The organism is Bacillus capparidis, from assembly GCF_017832095.1.
GTDB classification, from domain to species: domain Bacteria; phylum Bacillota; class Bacilli; order Bacillales; family Bacillaceae; genus Bacillus; species Bacillus gobiensis.
The window spans coordinates 862,671-885,904 of sequence record NZ_JAFDST010000002.1; the positions used below are offsets into that span (position 1 = coordinate 862,671).

Sequence of the window (23,234 nt, forward strand, 5' to 3'; positions counted from 1 at the left end):
TGAATCGTTAAATCATCGGAAAGGAATGATATTCAATGAAAGCAGCAGCGTTTTCCTCCTTTGGACCTCCCGAGGTTCTGCAGATATTGGAGGTTGATACACCACAAGCCGGTCCCGGTGAGGTAAGGGTCCGCGTCAAGGCCGCAGGCGTACAGCCGGTTGACTGCGCTGTTCGCAAAGGATGGTCTCCCTCTGGGGCGACAGTGCGTTTCCCGCAAATTCCGGGCAATGAGTTTACAGGAGTTATTGATCAAATTGGTAACGGTGTAACAGGATTTTCTGTCGGCAGTAAGGTGCTCGGCTTCCAAGTTCTCGGATGCTATGCTGAATATGTTGTGGTGAGTGCCGACCAAGTCGTTTCCAAGCCGCAGGATATGCCTTGGGAAAAAGCATGTGCAATGTCAGCTTCCGGGCAGACGGCTCACACCGCATTGCAGGAGCTCGGAGTTAGCCAAGGAGACACCGTTTTGATTCATGCCGCTGCAGGCGGTGTCGGTACCGTTGCCGTGCAGCTGGCCAAGGAATGGGGTGCAACAGTCATCGGCACCGCCAGCGAACAAAACAATAACTACCTGCGCTCACTCGGCGCAATCCCGGTCTCATATGGGGATGGTCTGGTTGAAAGGGTTCGTGCCCTTGCACCTGATGGTATTGACGCCGCATTTGATGCCGCTGGAGGGGATGCCTTGCATGCCTCGGTGGAATTGGTAAGGGATAAATCCCGTATCGGAACGATCGTCGCTTACGATCTTGCCGATCAACTTGGAGTTCGCTGGATTCGCAGCAATCGTTCCTCTTCCCGACTCGCCGAACTGATTGACCTCTACTCCCAGGGTAAGTTGGACATTCACATAAGACAGACCTTCCCTCTCAATCAAGCTGCTGAGGCGCACCGAGAGATTGAGACAGGACACGGCAGAGGAAAAGTCGTACTCATGGTCAAATAAGTTTAATAGATAAAACAGACTCGGTCATTGAGTCTGTTTTGTCTTTCTTAAATTGAAATGAACGATCTTGATGCAGCATCAATCGTGTCCCAAATCATCCGGTTTTCGTCCTTACCCCGTTCTCCGCAATCAATCACGCTTGCTTTGTCATGTAGCATATTAATAAACTCTTTTGCTTTTTCAGGCATAGGTACAGACCTTGTGGCATCAATGATTTTATTTGGATACACATGTCCGAGAATTTCTATCGCCAGTGAATTGGTTTCAATATCCAACTCCTTCCCAAAAATGGCTTGATATTTATTTTTTACGACAGCAGCTATCGTACTTGCGCCAGATTTCTCGTTATCAAGCAATGAGTAAAGATTTTCATCGGAATTTATTCGAACAAGTCCAACCTCATATGCAACTTGAAGTTCGTATTCTCCTACCTTCGTTATAATAAAGTTCATGTTTTTAGTCCCCTTTTCTCATATGGTTACATGTAACATACCCGTTTTTCATTGCATTTAATAATCTTATGAAGTTTTTCACCCTATTCGATTTTAACTTTCGCCTTACTTCGTCATCCTGCTATAATTTTGAATGTATATCTTCCCAATATCATGCTTTTTATGGCGAAGGGTGTTATAATTTTGAAAAATCACACATTTATATAAAACGAGACATTGTCAATATTTAGATATCGAAATAAATAATAGTCCACAGTATCTCCACCTAGACATCTTCAATTCCGTAAAACTTAAACCCGTTTATCGGGGTAAGTTTCTAAATAATAAATAAGAGACATTTCCATTAGAAGCGGGGGAAATCACATTGAAAAGAAACCATACAATGATGCAATTCTTTGAGTGGCATGTCTCAAGCGATGGATCTCATTGGCAGCTGTTAAAAAAGCTGGCTCCTGAATTAAAAAAGAGAGGCATTGATTCTGTCTGGATCCCGCCTGTTACAAAAGCACAATCCGTTGAAGATACCGGATACGGGGTTTATGATGTTTATGATATCGGCGAATTTGATCAAAAAGGTGCGGTGAGAACAAAATACGGAACTAAACAAGAACTGCTGGATGCAATTGCCGCTTGCAAAAATAATGGAATCAACGTGTATATTGATGTCGTAATGAATCACAAAGCCGGGGCAGATGAAACAGAAGTATTCAAGGTTATCGAAGTCGACCAATTTGATCGAACGAAGGAAATTTCAGACCCTTTCGATATTGAAGGATGGACAAAATTCAATTTTACTAACCGTAAAGACACATACTCTTCTTTCAAGTGGAGCTTTGAGCATTTTAATGGTACCGATTATGACGCAAAACGAGACAAGACCGGCATTTATAAAATTATCGGTGATTATAAAGATTGGAATAAAAACGTCACAGATGAATTTGGAAATTATGATTACCTGATGTTCGCCAACATTGATTATAATCATCCCGGGGTAAAAAAAGAAATGATTCAATGGGGAAAATGGCTGGCGGACACAACGAAGTGCAATGGCTTCAGGCTCGATGCGATTAAACATATTAATCATGATTTTATTAAAGAATTTGTTACGGAAATGATTCGTTATCGCGGCCGTAATTTCTATTTTGTCGGAGAGTTTTGGAATCCCGAACTAAAAGCGTGCCAGGAGTTTTTAAATCACATCGATTACAGTATCGACCTATTTGATGTATCCCTGCATTATAAGCTCCATGAAGCATCAGTGTCCGGAAGTGAATTTGACCTTTCAACCATTTTTAATGATACCCTGGTTCAAACCCATCCGCTTCACGCCGTAACCTTTGTAGATAATCATGACTCACAGCCAAACGAATCTCTTGAATCATGGGTGGAGGATTGGTTTAAACAAAGTGCCTATGCCCTTATTTTGCTTCGCCAGGATGGATATCCTTGCGTTTTTTACGGCGACTATTTCGGAATTGGCGGAGAAGAACAGGTAGATGGAAAGAAAGAAGCCATCGATCCTCTCCTTTACGCGCGGTATCACAAAGCATATGGAGAACAAACCGATTACTTCGACCACCCGAATACGATCGGATGGGTTCGCCACGGCCATCCGGAGATCCTGCATTCAGGCTGTGCAGTTGTTATTTCTAATGGAAAAGACGGACAGAAGCGAATGTATGTTGGAGAAGAACGTGCGGGAGAAGTATGGGTCGATTTCACCCGGACGAGATCGGACCAAATAACAATTCAAGAGGACGGGACAGCTGTCTTTCCCGTCAATGAAAAAAGCGTTTCGGTGTGGGCGCTTCCTGAGGTATAATACGCAGGGAAACAACTGTTCAAAACATTCATTCCAATAGAATCACAGGAGGCCGTCATGTTCACTGAGACTGAAATAAAATATTATCAATATATGAATCAGCCGCAGCCTGCCGAGCCGCCTGTATACCTATATAGAAATCCATTAGTTCCATTAATGTACGATCATAATTTTATTTATTTTGAAAGGATGCCCGATGTTTCTTTTTTTCAAAACGTGCATGAGGATGAGAAAAACCGGAATCTAAAGGATGGCATGGGGCATACGAGGTACTACTTTCCTGTAGGGGAAGAGGCTGGGCCGCAATTAAAAAACTTTCTTTCCGAGAATGGGTTCACCCAGGACCGAATGCTGTATTACAAAGTCGATCAAGAAGCGGTTTCGAAATGGCTTTCGCGGGAAGACAATACAACTCTAGAAGTAACAAATGAATTACTGCTCGATCAGTATCTTTCCATAAACAAAGCGTATGACCTGCAAATTTCCGAGCGTTTTGCCGATCAAAAGCAGATATTAAATAAAACGATCTATCAACTGCCGAAAATCAAGCAGTATCTTGCCTTTTGCGGCGGAAAACCTGCGGGATCCGGCGAATTATTTATTGATGATGAGAATGGCATAGCGAAGGCGGAAAATTTGTTTATCAGCGAAAGCTTTCGAAACACGGGCCTTGCAAGACAGCTGTTGAAAACGATGTTTATTGATAACAAAGAAGAAATCTCTTCCATGTATGCTGTCACATATGAGGAGGATACAGCCAAGCATTTCTATGAAAAACTTGGCTTCACATATGTCTATTCTCAGCATTCGGCATTACAAATTATAAAATAAAACACTCGGGCAATTTTTGCTCGAGTGTTTTCTACACATAATTATGAATTCTGTCCTTGAAATAAGAAATCAAATCCATTACGGCTGCCTTAATGAATTTTCTGAATCTGATCCTCTTGCAAAAACGCATGCAAAAGAGACGGCTTCATTTTCAGGTCAATCTGTCCAGTCACCGCATCTAAAGGCAGAATATCGTATTCCTTCCCTTGTAAGTAACCAATCCAATAAGGGACATAAATAAGAAATGGCTCCTCAATTTTCAAAGAAATTGTTTTGCGGTCTTTTTCTTTTTGAAACAGATCCCAATAAACAGCTTCATATGCCTGTTCCTTCGATATCAACTGCTTAAAGGGGAGAAACGTCAAGTGCTCCTCTATCTCAAGTAATGGATGATTCACGGGCAAAATGGCAGAAATCCCTTCATAGGTTTCAATGGCGATTAGTCCCACGATCTCACCATTTAATGATCTGCTATCCAGGCGATAAGGAAAACAGAAATAAGGTAAGTAAACCTTTTCAATTGATTTCAAGCGTTTCTTTTTATAAATGAATTTTGCCAGCCAATTGTCCAAGTGCCCATTTAGCGCGCGAACTGCCTCTTCTTTACTGACAACTGGTTCGAGCAGTTTACGTGTCATTCTCCTTCAGATCCTCTCTTTACACTGATTGCAGCCAGAAAAGGAAAGCCATGATCAAAATAAAGTATCCGATTAAAAGAAATGGCCATTTTCCCATGCTGCGTTCTGCCTGTTCTACTTCAATTTCTTCAGCTGTTTTTGCCCTTTTCTCCACTGCTTCATCAATTTCTTTTTTGTACATGGTTAAGCCTGCAAGCTTAGCTTTATCAGGTTTTTCTCCAGCTAAGCTGATTAAATACCCAACTACGACTGAGACTATGGTGCCAATCATGCTGTAATAAAGCCAGGAGATTTCAACAAGCTGCTCTGTGAGAAAAACGGCGGCCATCCCTGCCAAAATTCCGATAAATGCACCCCAGCCGTTCGCCCGTTTCGTAAATAAGGCAAGTAGGAATGCTCCGAGAAGAGATCCATAAAAATAGGAACCAATTTGATTAATAACTTCAATAAGCGGACCAAGGCTGCCAGCGAAAAAAGCAAACACCATCGCATAAGCGCCCCAAAAAATCGTAGCCCAGCGTGAGGCTTTCAAGTAATGAGCTTCGGATGCTTTTTTCTTAAAAAATTTCTTATAAATGTCGTGAACGGTGACAGCTGAGAGTGAGTTAAGCGCTGAATCAAGACTGGACATTGCTGCCGCAAATACACCGGCTATAATTAAACCAGTAATGCCTGTGGGAAGTTCATTGACGATAAATCTTAGAAACAGTTCATTTATGTCATTATAGTGAGGAGCACCGTGGTAGCTGTAAAACACATACAGAAGAACGCCAATAAACAAGAATAACAGCATTTGCGGAACCATTATGATCCCTGTAAAGATAAGCGAAAACTGGCTTTCTTTCACAGATTTGCTTGTAAGAACACGCTGGATCTGACTTTGATCTGCACCAAAATAGGCTGCATGAAAGAAAACTCCTCCGATAACGCCTGCCCATACAGTGTATTCTGCTGACGAATCTAGCGAAAAATTAAAGGAATTCAATAGATTCGCTTCCGATGCAACTGTCATTGCAGCTCCAAGACCTCCCGGAAGCAAAGTGAAAATGGTCCATAAACTGACTACCGCGCCAAACCAGAGGACAATCATCTGAATAACGTCCGACCAAATAACCGCACGAATACCGCCAAAAACCGTATAGGCAATCGACAGCACGGCCATTAAAACAATCGTGATTGTCGTGCTCCATCCAGTTATCACTGATAATACAAGGGCTGGAGCATATAGCGTAATCCCCGTTGCCAGGCCTCGTGAAATCAAAAATAATAAAGAGGTCAGCGTGCTCGTTTTTTGGTCAAACCTTCGTTCAAGATATTCATAGGCAGTATAAATTTCAGATTTATAGAAGAAAGGAACAAATGTGACTATTAAAAACGCCATGACGAGCGGAACATTGATGAACGTTACGATCTGCTCCAATCCGCCTTCATAGCCCCAGCCAGGAGTTCCGATAAAAGTGATGGCTCCCGCCTGGGTAGCCATGACCGAAATTCCGATGGCCCACCATGTTATTTTTCTTCCGCCAAGAAAATAATCCTTCGTCGATCGTTGATTCTTTCCTACGTATGTCGCAAACACTCCTACAAGAATCAGGTACACAATGAGAATTCCATAGTCTAAATAAGTAAAATTATTCAGTATGTACATCCCCTTTCGAAGTCTGGTGGAATTTAAATTACCCGAACTTCCGAAAAAGTAAACGCTTTACAGAATAACCACCTTAATCCTACTTCACTCTCAAAACGATTCACAACACTTTTGACTCACTGATGTAAAAGCATAATGTAGCCGCAAAGAAGAGGACGTGGCGCTTTCTCCCTAAAAAAGCGCCTTACGCAAACAATTTTTTAGTTTTCCATTTTCCATAGCGATAATAGAGAACTGCGAAAAAACTGCTGATGAAAAAGCTTACGCCCATGCCCAAAGCAATTCCGTTTTCTCCGATCATGGAAGAAAAGAGATACGTCATCGGATAACGGAGCACCCAAAAAGAAATGATATTCAATATGAGTACTGCATACATCGCCCCCGCAGCTCGTACCGTTCCGTTTAAAATAAAATTAATGCCGAGAAACGGATAAAAAAAGGCGATTATTTTTAAATAATCGGTCCCGAATTGCACGGCGGCCTCCTCCTGTAAAAACAGCCGGACCCCGAATTCAGCAAAAAACACCAGCAGCAAAGCAATTGTGATCATGATGCAAAAATTATAAATCACGGCATACCAGGAGATTTTATGTACTCGTTCGAAGCGGTGTGCCCCCATGTTTTGCCCAGCCATGCTGTTAACAGCTGTCCCAAGGGCCATCGCCGGAAGCAGGATCAGGCTGTCTAAGCGCTGTGCCGCGCCAAATCCAGACACCGCATCCTCTCCAAATGAATTCACTACACTCATAATCGCAGTACTACCCGCCGCTATAACTGTCATTTGCAAGCCGGATGGAATGCCCAGCTTCATGATTAACAGAACCTCTTCTTTTTTCGGCAAGGATGGCATGACAAAAGAAATCAGGCCTTTTTTTATCGAAACAATCATACCGTAAACAAATGCTAAACCCTGAGAAAGAACCGTCGCAATTGCCGCTCCTTCCACTCCCCAAGTAAACCCGGAGATAAAAATTGGCGCCAAAATGATGTTTAACACGACCGCGATGATAACAAAACGCAGCGGCGTCTTACTGTCACCAAGCGCGCGGAGCACAGTAGCAATAAAGTTATATCCAAACAAAAACAAAATCCCAAGAAAATTAATTTTTAAGAAGGCAGCTGCTTCCGGAAGCATTGCTAGCGGAGTTTGTAATAGCATAAGAATAAATTCGGCAAACACAAAACCAATAATTCCAAGACAAACAGCTAAAATCGTAAGGATTACGACAAACGCATTTAAATAGCTTTTTAATCCATCTATGTTGTTCTTTCCCTTTTGCTGAGACAATATCGTAAGAGTCGCATTATTCAGGCCTATGATAAAGGACAAAACCGTAAACAAGACAACACTGGCAACCGATACCGCCCCGAGTGCACGGCTTCCGATCAGGTTGCCCACCCACAAACTGTCGATGAATTGATAGGACACCTGCAGCAAATTGGTCAGCATAATCGGTGCAGAAAACAACATCAGCTGCTTTATCAAATTTCCTTCTGTAAAGTCATGCTGCTTCATTGAACTTTCTCCTTTTTTTGTCTCAGTTTACCACAGGAACCCTCAGCTCCTATGTCGTCAACATGTGAATCCCCCTGCATGCCGGTACAGGGGGATTCATTTTTTATGAATGAAATCAGAATGAGCTGAATATATATCAAATTATAGATATACATATAAGATTATTGACGGTACTGCTTAGGGGTTACACCTGCGTAGCTTCTGAACCACCTTGTGAACGAAGAAGAGTGCTCAAACTGAAATTCTTCACTAATGCGTGTGATGGTCCAATCAGTTTCCCGTAACAGGCGCATCGCTTCTTTTACTCGCAATTCGGAAAGGTATGCTTTTAGGCTTTTTCCTGTTTTTTGCTTAAACCAAGCGGAATAATAAGTCGGATGATAGTGCTCGATGTTTGCTAATTCTTCCACCGAAATCGACTTTAGAAAATGCCGATGGATGTACTCAATGGAAGAGGAAGGCGACTTCGTTAACTTTCGGCTGACATAACCGGTCAATTCCGTCAATGCTGAAGAAGAGGATCGTTGTAAAGCTGCCTCCTCCAAAAGTAAAAAACGTATGGAAGACCATTGCTGATCGATTGGAATAAACATGCTTGATGTGTTTTTCGTTAAAAACCGCTCTGGAATATCTAGCACGAGGCATTCGTTTCGAGTGGATGAACGGAAGGTATGGGTGCATGCTGGCGGCAAATAAAGGCCATGGTCTCGATCAAGTTCGATTTTTTGCTCCTTTGTTAGCAAATCCATATTGCCTTTAAGCGGAAAAAGAAATTGTCCATAGCTATGTTCATGGGAATCATATTCTCGGGAGTATGTTCTTTTTTCACAGATGGCTTCCATTAGCATTCATTGCATCCTCCCAAACAATTGTAGTATTAATTCAAATGTTGCGGCGGTGTAAAAGAACGGTATTAGCTTATTCTGGGTTAAGAGTATAATACCTATTGTCTTTTTAGCCATTTCATATGCTCTCGAAACTCTTAAATCGGCACACGTAGGCTATTTCCAGATGAAATACTGTGATACATTTAAATTAAGGTCCTGTTCTCTTTATAGATTTTTAAGTTCGCCAAGGTTTTCATTATGTAAAGCTGATGTCGAAGAAGACAAGCTTGTTGTCTCTGGCTGATTCACCATTTTAGACAGATTTTGATCACAACCAACAAGGCTTACGCTCTAACAATAAGGTAAATAAGGACAGCATAATACCATAACCTGCTTCCGTAGTTCTTTTGCTCATTATAGCAAATATTTACTGCTTATCCACTGATAATTGTTTTATTTTTTGGAGAAACTAGGTGCAAACACCAATAAGTATGAGATGATAAAGAGTGACAAAAAATCTTAACTAGGAAGTGAATCATGGCTTATTATAATAAAGCAAATCAAGAGCCCTTGCCGACAGATGACATTAATACATGGGAATGTTCTCAGGAAAACTGCAATGGTTGGATGAGAAAAAATTTCACCAGCAGCAGCCAGCCATCCTGCCCTCTTTGCGGAAATGAAATGATAAGCGGAATACGTCACATCACTGTCCTAGCCAACGGCATTATGGATAAAGAGAAAAAGTAGGCCTTACAGATGAATAATAGCTGCTTTCAAATGAGGAAATCCGGTGATTATGTAGCCTGGTTTCCTTTTTTGTCGAAAAACGATTCTTTTTACCTAGTTCATCCACGACCTTTTTCCCTACTATTATCTCCAGTAGACATGGTATAATAAGGTAAAATCAGAAAATTTCAAAAGGGGCAGATCTATGGGAGAATCTGAAACAGTTGCGAATGAAAATATCTCAACTATAGACATTGCCGATCTATTAAACGAATGGTATTTACGTATCCGAAAGCATGACGGTGAGGGAGCTTTTGACTTAAAAGATAAGATAGACGAAATAATCCCTAATATCGAGTTAAAAGAAGATTTGAAGTACTATTATTCACTTTTGTCGTACAAGCACGACTCTACTTTTCCATCCTTTCATACTCAAAAAGCAGAATTTGTGTTTGATCAATCACTTTTAAATACTTCTCTGGATGAAATCGATAATATGCTTTCATACTATTTTTATTTAAATAAAGGCACAATAGAGTTTAATAAAAATAATTTAAATACTGCGATTAATTATTACACAATTGCTGAATTGAAATTAAGAAATATCTCAAATGAAATTGAGATGGCTTTGTATCATTACAGAATCGCAAAACTTTACTTTCAAGTAAGACAAACGCTTTTTTCAATTAATCATACAAAAAAAGCACAAGGGATTTTTACAGGATATGAAAATTTTGATATGTACCTAATGGGTTGTAAACAACTTTTAGGTGCTAATTATTTAGATATCGAAGAATACGATTTAGCAGAGAAATTTTTTCTGGAAGCTCTTAATGACAGTAAAAGAGCAAAAAGTAACATTTTTATTTCTTCTTCAATGCATAATTTAGCAATTGTATATGCTCGTCAGAAAAAATTCGAAAAAAGCGTCTTTTATATTAATAAAGCTCTCGAATGCAAAGAATATTCAGAGTCTAAGCATTATATTCGCTCCATTTATTTGTTAGCCTCAAATTATAACAAAATTAATAACCCAAATAATGCATTGATGCAAAAGGGTTTAGAATATTGTAAAGAACATAACAATATTGAATATGAAATTAAATTTAAAATTGAAAGTTTAATAGCAAATAATAGCATGGACAAGGTTGCTTTTAATAATCTATTAAACCAAATAGAAAAACAATACTTATTTTACGACTTAGAATTTCAAAGTAAAAGTATTTCAAATTATTTCAAAAAAAATGGTGATTTAGAAAACGCCTATTATTTTTTGGAAAGATCTTCACAATCACGAAATAAACAAATGCAAAAGGAGGTGAGAAAATGAAAAAAATAAAAAATATCATTGCAACTGCAGCAATTATAACAGCTATTGCTGGTACATCCTTTATTGTTAACCAAGATAAAGGAACAGTGATTGCCGAAAACCCTATTACTTATAGTGTTGATTCTTATGCATAATTATTGTCAAGAGCAAATGCAAAAGTAATTTTATCTTATATTTTAATTGCAAAACATTTTTATAAGTTATGTGGATTATAGAAAAATAGCATAATCAATTTCTGTAGTTACTTACTTAGTTCCCCAGCCCTTTCAGGAAAATCAATAAATGGATTTCGATTACCTTGCAATTCGTAGATTGCGAGGTTTCTGTGTTTTTCGTAAACGGATACGGGAAATTTTTGGTGCCACTCTAATAGTAGCTGTTGATCTGCTTTAGAGCTGTTGATTGTGCCTTGGTATCTGATTAAAAAGTATAGGGTGGCTCTGGCTACGATTCCTTTTCCGTATTCCGGCTCGAACTTTTCATCTTCTGACTTGCCGCAGCCTTCTTTGATTCCGGAAACGCCAGCCTCTGGAGTGTAGTCTTTGAAGTCATAATAAGGACTGTTTCCGCGGCTGCTGTTACAGGTTGGTTCACAGGCAAACAGGTGATGCAGATCTCCCCTCATTGGGTTTTTCCGATCGAACCATGATTGCGGTACAACGTGTTCACAATTCAACGTGATTTCGGCTAAAGCTCCCGCCGCTCCTCTTTCAAGCATCCGAATATCTTCTTCAATGACTTCTATTGGATCCATGCCTTTTCCGGAGTATAAGCTTTTCAGCTTGCCGTTCTCCTGAAGATCTACCCACGGATATACATAACGATGGGGAGAGTAATCCAACTGCTTTTGATGAGTTTTCTCCAACAATGTATGAAGGCTGTCCCGATCAAATGCTACATCGCGATAATAGCTACCTTGTATTTCTTTATCCCTATTCACATCATAGTAGTCCCGACTCTTCATTGAAGCCAAATAGACAGACTTTGCCTCAGCACGTTCTTCAGAAAGCTTTTCGATTAGATTCTCTTCTTGTCCAGCCATTCTGATCGCCTCCCCTATGATACTTATGAATATTCTAACAATTCAATCCGACAAAAAACAGATACATATTTCATATTTATATTGCAGGCTATTCTCATAAATCACATCGAACATTTGTTCTCTTTTATCCTATCACAAATGTAGATTACTGACAACCGAAAAAAACTTATCGAATAATAATTTCTCAGCTTCGTAAAAATCCCCCTTCAGAATGAATGACTTGTCCAGTTATCCACCCAGCTTCTTCACTTGCAAGGAATGCCACCAGACGAGCTGCATCATCCGGTTTTCCAACGCGTCCTAGTAAAAAATTCGGCGAAAGCACTTGCTTTATCTCTTCTGTCATCCATCCCGAATCCGTAGGGCCAGGATTAACGGCGTTTACCGTAATACCTAATGGTGCGAGTTCTGCTGATAAGGAACGTGTAAAGGCTGAAATTGCACCTTTGGTCGCTGCATAAGCCAATTCTTCCCTCATTGGGCCAATGTCCTGTCCTGAGGTCATATTAATAATCCTTCCAGATGATCGATTCAATTTTTTAAAACGCCGAGCAAATTCAACGGAAAGGAGAAAAGCCGCTCTCATATTTACTGAATAATGCTCATCCAAAGTTTTCGCATCTAAATGTTCATATCCATCTCTTACAGAGTGTGCAGCGTTATTAACCAAAATAGATGGGAAATCTAATTCGGCAGTAACAGTGTCAAGTAGTTTAACAGATGCCTCAACGTCTGATAAATCAATCTCTAAACCTTCACAGCGTACTCCCAATTCTTTTATCTCCTTTAAAAAAGATTGAGACCACTCTACCTCGCTGCTCCAATGAGTAAAGAAAATATCTGTGCCCACACTTGCTAATTTCCGGCAAATTGCGGCTCCTATTCCTTTAGGATGGCTTACACCAGTTACAACTGCTATTGATTTCTTCCCTTTATTCATAACAATCCTCCCCCTCTACCCTGCAACTAATAATATTCAATTAAAACAAAATAACACCTCCCCAAAAATATGGAGAGGTGTTCGCACTCCGCCAAAGACGGTTTCGATTCATCATTTACAACGACAAACTTTTCTTTCTAAACACCAATACGGCTAATCCAAACGTAACCAACGCAACTGCACCAAGAATAATCGTATTTACAGCCAGGTCATCTCTGCTTTCGATTAACTTGCTTGAATCAAACAGCGAAAAGATCGTAAAATCACGTAGCCATTCTACATCTTCCGTAATTTTTCCCATCATATCCAACCCATAGAACAACAGGGTTAAACCAGATGAAAAAGCCAGCATCTTCCTTTCATCCCCAAAAAGACTCGAGAAAAGAAAGCAGTAGCCCGACACAGCAAAGAATAACAACAAACCTATGAAATTCAGCCGCCAAAATCCGGCGACACTGCCAAATTCAGAATCCGGAGCAAAAATAATCGAACTTAGAAAAGCCGCTCCCACAGTTGCCGCTATGATAACAAGAACTCCGCTTAGCAATACAAGAGCCTGAGTGATCGCGATTTTCGTTCTTGAGACAGGAGTGGCTAATATATAAGCCATACTTCCCCGGTCAACCAGCTTTGCCATTAAGCGATTGGACGTGAAAATCACGTAGGCACCGAGAACAAGAAGGAACATTAAGCTATAATGCTCAACAGCCAGAAATGTGACGAGTGTGTCCATCCCCAAACTTAATCCAAATGCCTCCTGCAAAGCTGGGGGATATTGTTGGATCAGTTGATCAAGCTGATTGGAGTCTGCCATTGTCGGAAATAGAGCAACAAAGGAGGCGACCAACAGGATCGCCCCTCCCGTATACCCTAAAAGCGATTTCCACCCGGTCTTCATCATAAACCAATACAATGCTCCATTCATTTACATAGCCTCTTTTCCATAATGGTTCATAAAAATTTTCTCCAAGCTTTCCTCTTCCATCGTAAATCCTTTGATATCGTATTTTGCAAGAGTTCTTACCATGCTGTTCGGATCACCCTGCAAGGAAACAGACACTCGGACAGGGTCAATTCGCACGGACTGATGGAATTCTTGGACGAGGGCATCAGCCGAATTCGAATTAGCAAGGGTGATATGAAATTGCTGATGCTTATGTGCCTGTAATACCGTCATCTCATCATTGAGAATAATCCGAATGTATCAATCGACACCATCATGCTTTATTTCACCATCTGGCAAAATGCAATGGGGCAAGTCCTTGAAATGGTTGAAGAAAAGGACTTATCACGGGTAAAGCTGGAGTTAGAAACATTGATATTGCACGGCATTATGAAACAGTAATTGGTTACACTATAAGGCTGAAGAAATCTATTGAACACTTTTAGCAAACATGAAATAATATATATGATCATACATTCATATATAGGAAGGAGAGTGTATTTCATGGGACATTCTCACAGTCATGATCATCACCATGGTCATGGTCATCATTCTAGCACCAACAAATCAGCATTAAGGCTTTCCTTTCTAATTATCGCCTCGTACATGATCATCGAGATCATCGGCGGACTTCTTACGAACAGCCTTGCACTGCTGTCCGATGCTGGTCATATGCTTAGTGACGCAGCTGCCCTTGGATTGAGCTACTTTGCAATGGTCTTCGGAGAAAGAAAGGCTTCCTTCTCCAAAACCTTTGGCTACCGGCGCTTTGAGATTGTAGCTGCTTTTCTGAATGGTTTGACGCTGCTTCTTATCTCTCTTTATATTTTTTGGGAAGCGTATCAACGAATTCTTCAGCCGGCTGAAGTGATCAGCTCCGGAATGCTTGTCGTTTCTTTCATTGGTCTTATTGTCAATGTTTGTGCCGCCTACATTTTAATGCGGGGGGACAAAGATGAGAATTTAAACGTAAGAAGTGCATTTCTCCATGTGTTAGGAGATCTGTTCGGATCTGTCGGTGCAATAGCTGCTGCCCTGCTTATTATGTTCTTCGGATGGAGTTACGCGGATCCGATTGCTAGTGTCTTGGTTGCCCTTCTTATCGTGATCAGCGGTTATCGGGTCTTAAAGGATTCATTTCATATTCTTATGGAAGGGACGCCAATACAAATCGATGTGGAAAAAGTGAAAAATTCCTTGCTAGCCATGGATGGAGTAAAGAGTATTCACGATTTGCATATTTGGTCGATTTCTTCAGACTTCCCAGCACTTAGCTGCCATATGGTCGTTGAAGAAAATTTCTCCCATCAGCTGCTATTAGAAAAAACTCAGGTCATGCTTTCACAGCAATTTCACCTGAAGCATACCACGATTCAGCTTGATAAAGATGGCGGGTCATGCTGCGGTGAAGATCATTGTAACTAAGCGGCTGCTTTTAGTCTTATGACAATAGCAGCCTTTTTCTATTTAGAAATGAAAACATAACTTCTTGCAGTCTAGAGGCAAAGGAATACGGCTCCCTCTCCAGCTGTGTGCGTCTAACCGAAATAATCGCGAGAACACTATGAGATCGGAGGATGTGTCAAACAAAAAGCGGGATATAGCTTTTCATAAGTCTCAAACCCTTTATGATAGATCTGTTGATTCAGAGGACTGTATACATTGGTGCGATCTGCCTTTATAAACCTGTCGGCAAATTCTTCATAATTCCTGACCCAGCCGAGGTAGCAAAATCCGTTTGAAGCCGCACCGACAGCCGGAAGATATTCACTATTTTCGGGAACATGAACCTCAGTCCCGAGCACGTCGGCTGTGATCTGGCACCACACTCTACTTCTAGCTCCGCCGCCAATTACTGTAATTGAGGCAGGACGTCTGTCGTTCATTACGAGATTCATAATTTGGCGATAGGAATAGCAGAGACCTTCGACAATAGCTCGTGCAAAATCAGCTCTTTTGGTATGTATCGTCATCCCATAAAAGATCCCTTTTGCATCTGGATCATTAACCGGACACCTTTCTCCATTTAAATAAGGTAAAAAGAACAGACCGTTAGCTCCCGGTGGTGATTCAGCAATCAATTGTTCCAGTTCATCCATTCCATTTGCGAAGGTTTTCCCCGCCCATAGGTATACATTTCCGACATTTAATAGTGGGGCAATCGATATGTAGCAATCGGGAAGTACATGTGACAGGGTAAACATAAAATCTCCTGATTCTCCAAATTCTTTTTGTACAGTCGCTGCCCACCCTGTTGTTCCAAGGTAAAGATAGCTGTCATTTTCTCTAACGGCTCCTGCTCCGATTGTCGTAGCACCAGCATCACCACTGCCTGAGAGGACGGGCGTCCCTTCCATAAATCCAGTAAGCTCAGCGGCCCGCTTTGTCACGTGACCGGCTAATTGATCAGGATAGCGGATATCCGGCATTTTGGCGATCGGGATTTCAAATTTGCCAAGCCACTCTTTTTGCCATTCTTTTTTTCTGAGATTCATCATCCCGGTTGTCGCAGCTGTGACAGGATCTGTTACCAGCTGATTCGTCAGCTCATAAATGCAATAATCCTTACTGCTAAACAAAAAAGCTTCGCAGCTCTCGTAAATTTCCTGCTGATGAGACTGCATCCATAAGCATTTGGCAAATGGCGAAGACGCATCAATCGGATTGTTTGCAATCTCGGTTAACTGGTGAATTTCAAGGTTAATCCTCTCCGCTTCGGATTTCGCTCGTGTATCAGAATAAAGAATTGCACGAGGAACTCGAAGCCGCGAAGCAAAAATCAAATCCTGCATCTGGCCGCTAAATGTAATAGCTTTAATGTCTTCAGGTTCAACCTTTACATTCTGCATCCAATAACGGCAGATCTCTATGATTCCGTCCCGCCATTCTTCCGGACTCTGTTCAATCTCTCCATTCACTCCATAATACGTTTGAAGAGGATATGTTTTTTCTCCCTTTATGCTTCCGTCCTTACTTATTAAAATTCCTTTTACGGAAGTGGTCCCTATATCAAAGGCTGAAACCCACGACATTCCCGTTCCTCCTCGCTTTCATTTTCATTCATTATAGCACTGGCTTTCCCATTCTTATGAATCATACTGGCTAACAATTTCTTTCTCAGGCGTTTTGATTTATGATAAGTATTGGGGATTGAAAAAGAAAAGAGGGTGACGAAATGGAATTATATGAGGCAATTAAAAGCAGAAGAAGCATAGGAAAAGTAAAACAAGATGAAGTGCCTAAAGCGTTGATTGAAAAAATTCTGGATGCAGCTGTTTGGGCGCCGAATCATTTTCGCACAGAGCCATGGCGGTTTTTTGTCCTTCAAGGAGAAGGCAGGCTTCAGCTCGGTGATGTATTAGCGGATATAGTAAAGGATACGATGGACGATCCGGAAACCGAAGAAAACAAAGTCAGACTAGATAAAAACAGAAAAAACCCATTGCGCGCACCTGTTGTCATCGCAGTTGGCGTGGAACCTAGCGACAATCCAAAAGTCATCGTGCAAGAGGAATTCGCTGCTGTACACGCTGCTGTTCAAAACATGCTTTTGTCCGCACACGCAGAAGGTTTAGGTGCGGTTTGGAGAACTGGTGATATTTGCTACCACAAAAAAGTGGCGGAATTTTTCGGCCTTCCTGATAACGGCCAGGTTGTCGGATTTATCTACTTAGGCTACCCGGACATTGATCCAAAGGAACCGAAGAAAACGAGTTTTGAATCGTATACGAAATGGATTGGTTAATCCGGCCAAAAGCTCAAGAACCCTCTTGAGCTTTTTTCAATATCGTTCAAATCTCTATATCATATTCCATCCGTCTGGCAGTTTCCTTTGCTGTCTTTTCTCCTAACAGACGCTTCACAATGTGAAAGGACATATTAATTCCGGCGGAAATCCCTCCTGACGTGATGATGTTTCCTTCGTCTACAAATTTTACATTTTGCTGGACGCTAACCTCCGGAAAATCCTTTTTCATTTGTTCAATGCTCGCCCAATGCGTTGTTGCTCTTTTTCCGTTCAGCAGCCCAGCTTTTGCTAAAAGGAACGCCCCTGTACAAACTGAGGCCATCAGCTTCACCTTTGCCATTTGATTAGATATCCATCCGATAACATGCTCATTATGTATTTCTGTTACTCTTGCTCCGTAGCCTCCCGGAATGATCAAGATATCTATTTCCCGCATCTGATCCAAGCGATAATCAGGTTGAACCTTTAATCCATTCCTTGCTGATACCATATTTCCATTTTCAGAAATGGTTTTCACAGAAAAAGGCTTCGATCCGTCATCCAAAGCTGTGACAGAAAACACCTCGAACGGTCCGGCAAAATCTAAAACCTCTACCTCATCAAACAGAAAAATTCCAACGTTCCATTGCTGTGCCATATCCTTCCCTCTCTTTCTGATGTTCTTTATTTAATAATTCTCAATCTATGTTTCAAACCCTTCTAAATTTATCAAATTCACCTTGAATGACAGGAACACTTGTTCTATAATTGGTTTAATCAAACGATTGTTTAAGCTGGAGGTGTTTATTTGCTGCACCATATCGAAATCTATGTTTCAGATTTAGAGAAAAGCATTGATTTTTGGAGCTGGCTCCTCGATGACCTTGATTATTCACTGTTTCAGAAATGGGACGAAGGTGCGAGTTGGAAATACAGGGATACATATCTCGTCTTTGTTCAGGCAAAGGAAAAATATCAGGATGTTCCGTACCACAGGTGCAGAGTCGGGCTTAACCACTTGGCCTTTCATGCAAGATCGATTGAACACGTCGATCAAATGACTGCAAAATTAAAGGAAAAAGGAATCCCGATCTTATACGAGGACAAGCAACCATACGCGGGAGGTCCGCAGCATTATGCCGTCTATTTCGAGGATCCCGACCGAATCAAAGTTGAGTTGGTTGCCCCTTGGTCAGAGATAGAATAGCTTATGACCCCATCAAAAATATGTCAAATTCATTATGAAAAAAATATGTCAAATTCATTATGAAATTAACACTCGAAGATAGGTATACTTTTCAATGAATTAAACATAAAAAAAGAAGGGGTTTGGGGAATTGAAAAGAATCCATATATTTTTTCTCGTTTTACTGTTTGCTTCCATCGTACCGTTATGGACAGCGACTGCTGCAGCAGGAGAATGGGATTTATTAGGCGGAGACAGATTTAGTGATGAGTCAGACATCTGGCCTTCTGGCGGCGGAGATTATAAAATTTGTCTCAGTTCTGAAAGCAAACCAGGTTATTATCAATTATTTGAAGAAGATCCGTATAATCCAGACGATCAAGTAAAAACTGGCGTCTACTTTAAAACAGCAGGAAGTAATGATTTCGATTCAAACGGCTGTCATGTCTACAAAGATATCGGCGGGTTTGTTGATGGGACCGATGACCAAGCCGAATTTTATTTAAAAAAATACTCCAGTGGAGAATCATTCGCATGGTTCTATGATTGATTTGGGATGCCTAGGATGAAGAGAAATCTTCATCCTCTTAATTTTTGTCTGCTTTTTCATTCACTATGATTTCTCGCAAAAAGGCAATAGAAATCAAAGTTACCTATCACAGTGGCTCTTGTGGTTCAAGCCGGATTCAAACATACGAAAATGTTCTTTTACTTTGCGTAAAAGAGCTTGTCCTGGTTAGCGCGACTTTGATAACACTTTTTTTATCAGTTTTTCATGATTAATTAACCATCTTTTTCGGGATAGCCCGCCGCCATAGCCGCCCAATTCGCCATTTGCGTTGATCACACGGTGACAAGGAATAATTATGGCAAGCTGATTTGCACCATTCGCCCGTGCCACAGCCCGGAAGGCAGAGGGATTGCCAATTGATTCAGCGATTCTTGAATAAGAAGCTGTTTGTCCGATTGGTATTTTTTTCAGTTCATGCCAGACACTCTTCTGAAAAGGCGATCCAAGTAACGCTAAAGGCGTTTTGAATTCTCTTAATTCACCATTGAAATACTGAGTCAGCTCTTTTTCAATCAAGTTGATCGGCTGCGTGCGCCCTGGTATGATCGCTGATTTTGTCTTTTCTCTCAATCGTTCTACCTCACGTTCCAAACCTCTGCGATCAACAAATTCCAAAAGAAACAAAAATTCCTCGTCTGCGATTGCTATCATCGGGCCAAGCTTCGTATCCAGCCATGATGCTTTTAAGACACTGCTATTTTCCACCAAAGCCGGCGCCTCTCCCATAATACGGGAAAAAGCATCCCTAAACCCGCTGCTCGATTCATATCCGCTTGAAAGCTGGGCGTCCATTACCGTTTCACCCACCCTGATTTGTTTCATCGCCAGACCCATACGGCGTGCCCTTGCATATTCAACGAAAGTCATTCCAAATCTCTTTTTGAATTGACGTCTGGCGGTTGAAGCATCTACGGATAATTCCTGAAAATCTTTATCCTTCCACCGCTTCTCCGGGTTTTCCTCAACTGCTTCTACAAGCGTTCGCACAAGCTCTGAAACATGATTGGGATGAGAAAGCGGACGACAACGTTTACAAGGACGAAAAGAAGCAAGAAGGGCTTGCTGAGCCGTCTCGAAAAATTCACAATTCTCGAATTTTGGCTTACGCGCCGGACATGTCGGACGGCAGAAAACACCTGTCGTCTTGACCCCCACGTAAAAAATGCCCTCATATTCTGTTTTTTTATCAAGCAATGCTTCGTAAAATTCTTTTTTATCGGACGTTAGCACGGGCTTTGCCTCCTCTTAACTAAGCTTACCCTTTGATTATAGCTCTTATAGAAAACAGCTGCCGCCGAAAATCAGGCATTGATTTTTTAAAGAATCCTGACAGCAGGAATAAATGATAAGGTTCACTTTATTCGATGATACTCCTATTTTTGTAAAAACTAAAAAGACGCATTATACAAAGCATACTGGGTCAAATCACCTTTCAGACGGTCTGAAAGCAGTATTATTTCTGCATGATGATAAGAGAGCGACAATTTATGCCTGTTAATGATACTTTTGAGATTATACTCTTTTATAAACCCGTATTCCCACTACATAAGATAGAATGATTATCACTACCATCCAAACAATGGAAACCCACAAGTCATTACCAACGACATTTGAATTCAATAGATTTCTGATTGTTTGAATTATCGGTGTCATTGGTTGATTTTCTGCGAAAATGCCCACGATCTTTGGCATCCCGTCTACAGGAACGAATGCGGAGCTGACAAAAAGCATCCCCAATAAGATGTAAGAGAAAGAACTAGCCCCTTCAATACTTCCGGCAGCCAATCCAAAAGGTACCGAAAGCCATGTTACTGTGAGAGAAAACAGAACAAGTAATAATCCCACAAGAAGCCATTCAGAAAATGTTGCACTACTTCTAAATCCTATAAGAAATCCTACTAATAGAACGGCACTAATTGAAACTAACATAAAGATAACGGAAGCTATAACCTGACCTCCTAATACAGCTGATTTTGAGATAGGCATTGATTTAAACCTGTCAAACATGCCTGAAGTTTTATCTAAGTTAATCCGTAAAGAGGTGTAGGCTGAACCGCTGGCAATCGTGATTAATAAGATTCCAGGAAGTACGTAATTAATGTACTCATCTTGGGAAACTCCTTGAATTTGAATAGCTCCGCCAAATACATAAACCATTCCTAAAAGAATCATAACAGGCATGGCAATAACTGTCAATAAAGTGTCAATACTCCGTATATTATGCCTCATAATTCGATTAGACAGTGCAAGAGTGTCTCCAATATATTGTTTCATATTCATGATTTTCTTCCTTTCGTAAGTGTCATAAAAACATCATCAAGAGTCGGGGTAATCATTTTGAAGCTCTTAATTACAATTTTTTCATTAGTTAGAATACTGAAAATATTCAAAGTGGTCTTTATTTCCTCTGTTAAATTAATGGAGAGTTCGCAGCTATTCGTTTGTTGAGGAGAGTATATTTGTAAAAGTTTTGATGATTTCTCGAGATCTAGGATATTATTAAATTCAATAAATAATTTGTTTTCTCCCACTATACGTTTCATTTCATCTGGACTTCCAGTCGCTATTATTTTGCCATCGTGCAAAAACACAATTTTATCAGCCAAATAATCCGCTTCATCTAAATATTGCGTCGTTAGAAAGATTGTTTTCCCTTGTGACTTCAACTCTTTAATCTTATTCCAAAGATCGAGTCTACTGCTTGGATCTAGTCCAGTAGTAGGTTCGTCTAGAAAAACGATTTCCGGATCTCCAACTAAACTCATTGCTAAATCAAGCCGGCGTTGCATGCCTCCTGAATAATTTGAAACAGCTTTATCTTTTGCATCAATCAGCCTAAAGGTTTTCAACAAGTTTAAAGCGACATTTCTCGGATTAGGCTCATGTCTCAATTTTGCGATTAAAACTAAGTTTTCATAACCAGTGAGTACACCGTCGACGGTTGTATTTTGTGAACTAAAACTAAATAACTTTTGTACAGCCGTTGGGTTTTCTGCAACATTTATATTATTAATTGTCACTCTTCCACTATCACTATTTAGAAGTCCAGTAATAATTTTTAAGAGTGTACTTTTCCCAGCGCCATTAGGTCCTAATAAGGCATAGATGGAACCTCTATTCACAGTGATATTTATTTCTTTCAATACTTCATTTCCTTTAAAACTCTTTTTTACATTTTTAATTTCCATCACAGTTGAACTCATCGTTTTACCCCCTTATTTAATCGAATTTCTCAATTTTTTCCTTTCCTTATCTATCCAAGTTTCTTCCGGGAACTCAGCTAAGAATGAATCGGCAAATTCTGCTATATCATTCCCAACGATATCTCGTACACTTAAGCCCTCTTTTGCACTATCCTCAAACATCTCTAATATATTTTTTAAATATTCGAACATACCGCTTCCCTTAGCAAACATCCACATATATTTTTCAATCGCAATCATCGCCTTTTTATGTTCATCAGGCAGTTCATTTATTCTTTTTCTAAATTTACGATATTCCCGTTTTTCTTGAAGAAATTTTTTAAACATTTCTTTTCCCCTTTATTTCGTTCATTTTTTGTTCAATAAATGACCATCGTTGCCAAAAATTTATGAGCTCCTGCTCTCCGTTAGCATTCAACGTGTAAAATTTTCTCATTGGCCCAAGTTCTGATTTCTTCTTCTCAATTTCCACGAGACCTTTTTTCTCTATTCGCAGAAGGATTGTATAAACCGTTCCTTCCACAATATCCTCAAAGCCTAAATCATTTAGGTACTTTGTAATTTCATATCCGTAGGTTTCTCCTTCCTGAATCTTTTGAAGTACAATACCTTGCAAAACACCTTTGAGCATTTCAGTTAATTCTTTCATAACTCCTCCTTATTACCATCTCCATCAGTACTTAACAACACTAAGTACTACTACATAATATTACTAAGTAGATGGAGTGTCAAGGACATTTGTTAGGATTTTTATAAAAAAAATTTAACACTTACTCTGACTATGCATTTGTCACTGCTATTTATGTGGTTACATAATGAAAAAACCGATTTCTCAACTTAAATACGGAAATCGGTCTTCTCTATATTGCTCGATATACTTAT

26 protein-coding genes are annotated in these 23,234 nt (G+C 40.3%); 10 read left to right on the forward strand and 16 right to left on the reverse strand.

The annotated features are described in order from the left end of the window. The first annotated feature begins 35 nt into the window (after window positions 1-35). Window positions 36-947 carry an NADP-dependent oxidoreductase gene (locus tag JOC74_RS11410; RefSeq protein ID WP_053604698.1) on the forward strand — a complete coding sequence of 304 codons (912 nt, stop codon included), beginning with the start codon at window positions 36-38 and terminating at the stop codon, window positions 945-947. Between the two features lie 47 nt (window positions 948-994). On the opposite strand, the gene JOC74_RS11415 is transcribed toward JOC74_RS11410, so the two are convergent. Beyond that, complete coding sequence (locus JOC74_RS11415) at window positions 995-1,399, reverse strand: hypothetical protein (RefSeq protein WP_053604699.1); 405 nt, start codon at window positions 1,397-1,399, stop codon at window positions 995-997. A gap of 364 nt (window positions 1,400-1,763) precedes the next feature. Between JOC74_RS11415 and JOC74_RS11420 the strand changes: the two genes are divergently transcribed. Both JOC74_RS11420 and JOC74_RS11425 read left to right on the forward strand, forming a co-directional pair. Beyond that, window positions 1,764-3,221, forward strand: coding sequence for an alpha-amylase (locus tag JOC74_RS11420; protein ID WP_053604700.1), 1,458 nt, complete (start codon window positions 1,764-1,766; stop codon window positions 3,219-3,221). Window positions 3,222-3,278: 57 nt separating this feature from the next. Further along, entirely contained in the window at window positions 3,279-4,052 is a 774-nt protein-coding gene (locus JOC74_RS11425; protein WP_053604701.1) for a GNAT family N-acetyltransferase, read from the forward strand. An 89-nt stretch (window positions 4,053-4,141) separates the two neighbouring features. Here JOC74_RS11425 and JOC74_RS11430 read toward each other — a convergent pair whose 3' ends face one another. The 4 genes from JOC74_RS11430 to JOC74_RS11445 all read right to left on the reverse strand — a co-directional run bounded on the left by JOC74_RS11430 (window position 4,142) and on the right by JOC74_RS11445 (window position 8,702). Further along, window positions 4,142-4,690 carry a hypothetical protein gene (locus JOC74_RS11430; RefSeq protein ID WP_053604702.1) on the reverse strand — a complete coding sequence of 183 codons (549 nt, stop codon included), beginning with the start codon at window positions 4,688-4,690 and terminating at the stop codon, window positions 4,142-4,144. A gap of 19 nt (window positions 4,691-4,709) precedes the next feature. Next, window positions 4,710-6,290: a sodium:solute symporter family protein gene (locus JOC74_RS11435; RefSeq protein ID WP_211086151.1), complete on the reverse strand. Its 1,581-nt coding sequence runs from the start codon at window positions 6,288-6,290 to the stop codon at window positions 4,710-4,712. 232 nt (window positions 6,291-6,522) lie between these two features. Continuing rightward, complete coding sequence (locus tag JOC74_RS11440; RefSeq protein ID WP_053604704.1) at window positions 6,523-7,854, reverse strand: MATE family efflux transporter; 1,332 nt, start codon at window positions 7,852-7,854, stop codon at window positions 6,523-6,525. Between the two features lie 161 nt (window positions 7,855-8,015). Further along, window positions 8,016-8,702: a helix-turn-helix transcriptional regulator gene (locus JOC74_RS11445; RefSeq protein WP_225970247.1), complete on the reverse strand. Its 687-nt coding sequence runs from the start codon at window positions 8,700-8,702 to the stop codon at window positions 8,016-8,018. A gap of 516 nt (window positions 8,703-9,218) precedes the next feature. Here JOC74_RS11445 and JOC74_RS11450 point away from each other — a divergent pair. The 3 genes from JOC74_RS11450 (at window position 9,219) to JOC74_RS11460 (ending at window position 10,874) form a co-directional block, all read left to right on the forward strand. Beyond that, window positions 9,219-9,431, forward strand: coding sequence for a cold-shock protein (locus tag JOC74_RS11450; RefSeq protein WP_053604705.1), 213 nt, complete (start codon window positions 9,219-9,221; stop codon window positions 9,429-9,431). 184 nt (window positions 9,432-9,615) lie between these two features. Further along, window positions 9,616-10,740, forward strand: a complete 1,125-nt coding sequence (locus tag JOC74_RS11455) for a tetratricopeptide repeat protein (RefSeq protein ID WP_053604706.1) — start codon at window positions 9,616-9,618, stop codon at window positions 10,738-10,740. Next, window positions 10,737-10,874, forward strand: coding sequence for a hypothetical protein (locus tag JOC74_RS11460; protein WP_158320312.1), 138 nt, complete (start codon window positions 10,737-10,739; stop codon window positions 10,872-10,874). Before JOC74_RS11455 ends, JOC74_RS11460 begins: the two co-directional genes overlap by 4 nt. Window positions 10,875-10,981: 107 nt before the next feature. Here JOC74_RS11460 and JOC74_RS11465 read toward each other — a convergent pair whose 3' ends face one another. From JOC74_RS11465 to JOC74_RS11480, 4 genes are all read right to left on the reverse strand, one after another. Beyond that, a complete protein-coding gene (locus JOC74_RS11465) occupies window positions 10,982-11,782 on the reverse strand; it encodes an endonuclease I family protein (RefSeq protein ID WP_053604707.1) in 801 nt (266 codons plus the stop codon). A 184-nt stretch (window positions 11,783-11,966) separates the two neighbouring features. Next, entirely contained in the window at window positions 11,967-12,722 is a 756-nt protein-coding gene (locus JOC74_RS11470; RefSeq protein WP_053604708.1) for an SDR family oxidoreductase, read from the reverse strand. A 115-nt stretch (window positions 12,723-12,837) separates the two neighbouring features. Then, the gene (locus tag JOC74_RS11475) at window positions 12,838-13,647 is read right to left on the reverse strand and encodes an efflux permease Rv1217c-related protein (RefSeq protein WP_053604709.1); all 810 of its coding nucleotides are present in this window, start codon (window positions 13,645-13,647) and stop codon (window positions 12,838-12,840) included. After that, window positions 13,648-13,899 carry a hypothetical protein gene (locus tag JOC74_RS11480; protein WP_053604710.1) on the reverse strand — a complete coding sequence of 84 codons (252 nt, stop codon included), beginning with the start codon at window positions 13,897-13,899 and terminating at the stop codon, window positions 13,648-13,650. Between the two features lie 270 nt (window positions 13,900-14,169). Here JOC74_RS11480 and JOC74_RS11485 point away from each other — a divergent pair, with 270 nt between their 5' ends. Next, entirely contained in the window at window positions 14,170-15,090 is a 921-nt protein-coding gene (locus tag JOC74_RS11485) for a cation diffusion facilitator family transporter (RefSeq protein WP_053604711.1), read from the forward strand. Between the two features lie 137 nt (window positions 15,091-15,227). Here the strand turns inward: JOC74_RS11485 and JOC74_RS11490 are convergent, their stop codons facing one another. Beyond that, window positions 15,228-16,697, reverse strand: coding sequence for a xylulokinase (locus tag JOC74_RS11490; protein WP_053604712.1), 1,470 nt, complete (start codon window positions 16,695-16,697; stop codon window positions 15,228-15,230). A gap of 143 nt (window positions 16,698-16,840) precedes the next feature. Between JOC74_RS11490 and JOC74_RS11495 the strand changes: the two genes are divergently transcribed. Further along, on the forward strand, window positions 16,841-17,410 hold the full coding sequence (locus tag JOC74_RS11495; RefSeq protein ID WP_053604713.1) for a nitroreductase family protein: 570 nt from the start codon (window positions 16,841-16,843) through the stop codon (window positions 17,408-17,410). Window positions 17,411-17,456: 46 nt separating this feature from the next. Here JOC74_RS11495 and JOC74_RS11500 read toward each other — a convergent pair whose 3' ends face one another. Further along, window positions 17,457-18,050 carry a DJ-1/PfpI family protein gene (locus tag JOC74_RS11500; protein WP_053604714.1) on the reverse strand — a complete coding sequence of 198 codons (594 nt, stop codon included), beginning with the start codon at window positions 18,048-18,050 and terminating at the stop codon, window positions 17,457-17,459. Window positions 18,051-18,200: 150 nt separating this feature from the next. On the opposite strand from JOC74_RS11500, the gene JOC74_RS11505 reads away from it, so the two are divergent. Then, window positions 18,201-18,599 carry a VOC family protein gene (locus tag JOC74_RS11505; RefSeq protein ID WP_053604715.1) on the forward strand — a complete coding sequence of 133 codons (399 nt, stop codon included), beginning with the start codon at window positions 18,201-18,203 and terminating at the stop codon, window positions 18,597-18,599. A 130-nt stretch (window positions 18,600-18,729) separates the two neighbouring features. Next, on the forward strand, window positions 18,730-19,128 hold the full coding sequence (locus tag JOC74_RS11510; protein ID WP_053604716.1) for a YndA family protein: 399 nt from the start codon (window positions 18,730-18,732) through the stop codon (window positions 19,126-19,128). 186 nt (window positions 19,129-19,314) lie between these two features. Here JOC74_RS11510 and JOC74_RS11515 read toward each other — a convergent pair whose 3' ends face one another. The 5 genes from JOC74_RS11515 to JOC74_RS11535 form a co-directional block, all read right to left on the reverse strand. Beyond that, window positions 19,315-20,379: a bifunctional transcriptional activator/DNA repair enzyme AdaA gene (locus JOC74_RS11515; RefSeq protein WP_053604717.1), complete on the reverse strand. Its 1,065-nt coding sequence runs from the start codon at window positions 20,377-20,379 to the stop codon at window positions 19,315-19,317. Between the two features lie 282 nt (window positions 20,380-20,661). After that, complete coding sequence (locus tag JOC74_RS11520; RefSeq protein WP_376773380.1) at window positions 20,662-21,429, reverse strand: ABC transporter permease; 768 nt, start codon at window positions 21,427-21,429, stop codon at window positions 20,662-20,664. After that, window positions 21,426-22,352, reverse strand: a complete 927-nt coding sequence (locus tag JOC74_RS11525; RefSeq protein ID WP_053604718.1) for an ABC transporter ATP-binding protein — start codon at window positions 22,350-22,352, stop codon at window positions 21,426-21,428. The genes JOC74_RS11520 and JOC74_RS11525 overlap by 4 nt, the downstream gene beginning before the upstream one ends. 12 nt (window positions 22,353-22,364) lie before the next feature. Beyond that, window positions 22,365-22,679, reverse strand: coding sequence for a DUF1048 domain-containing protein (locus JOC74_RS11530; protein ID WP_053604719.1), 315 nt, complete (start codon window positions 22,677-22,679; stop codon window positions 22,365-22,367). Further along, window positions 22,672-23,001 carry a PadR family transcriptional regulator gene (locus tag JOC74_RS11535; protein WP_053604720.1) on the reverse strand — a complete coding sequence of 110 codons (330 nt, stop codon included), beginning with the start codon at window positions 22,999-23,001 and terminating at the stop codon, window positions 22,672-22,674. The genes JOC74_RS11530 and JOC74_RS11535 overlap by 8 nt, the downstream gene beginning before the upstream one ends. Between the last annotated feature and the right edge of the window lie 233 nt (window positions 23,002-23,234).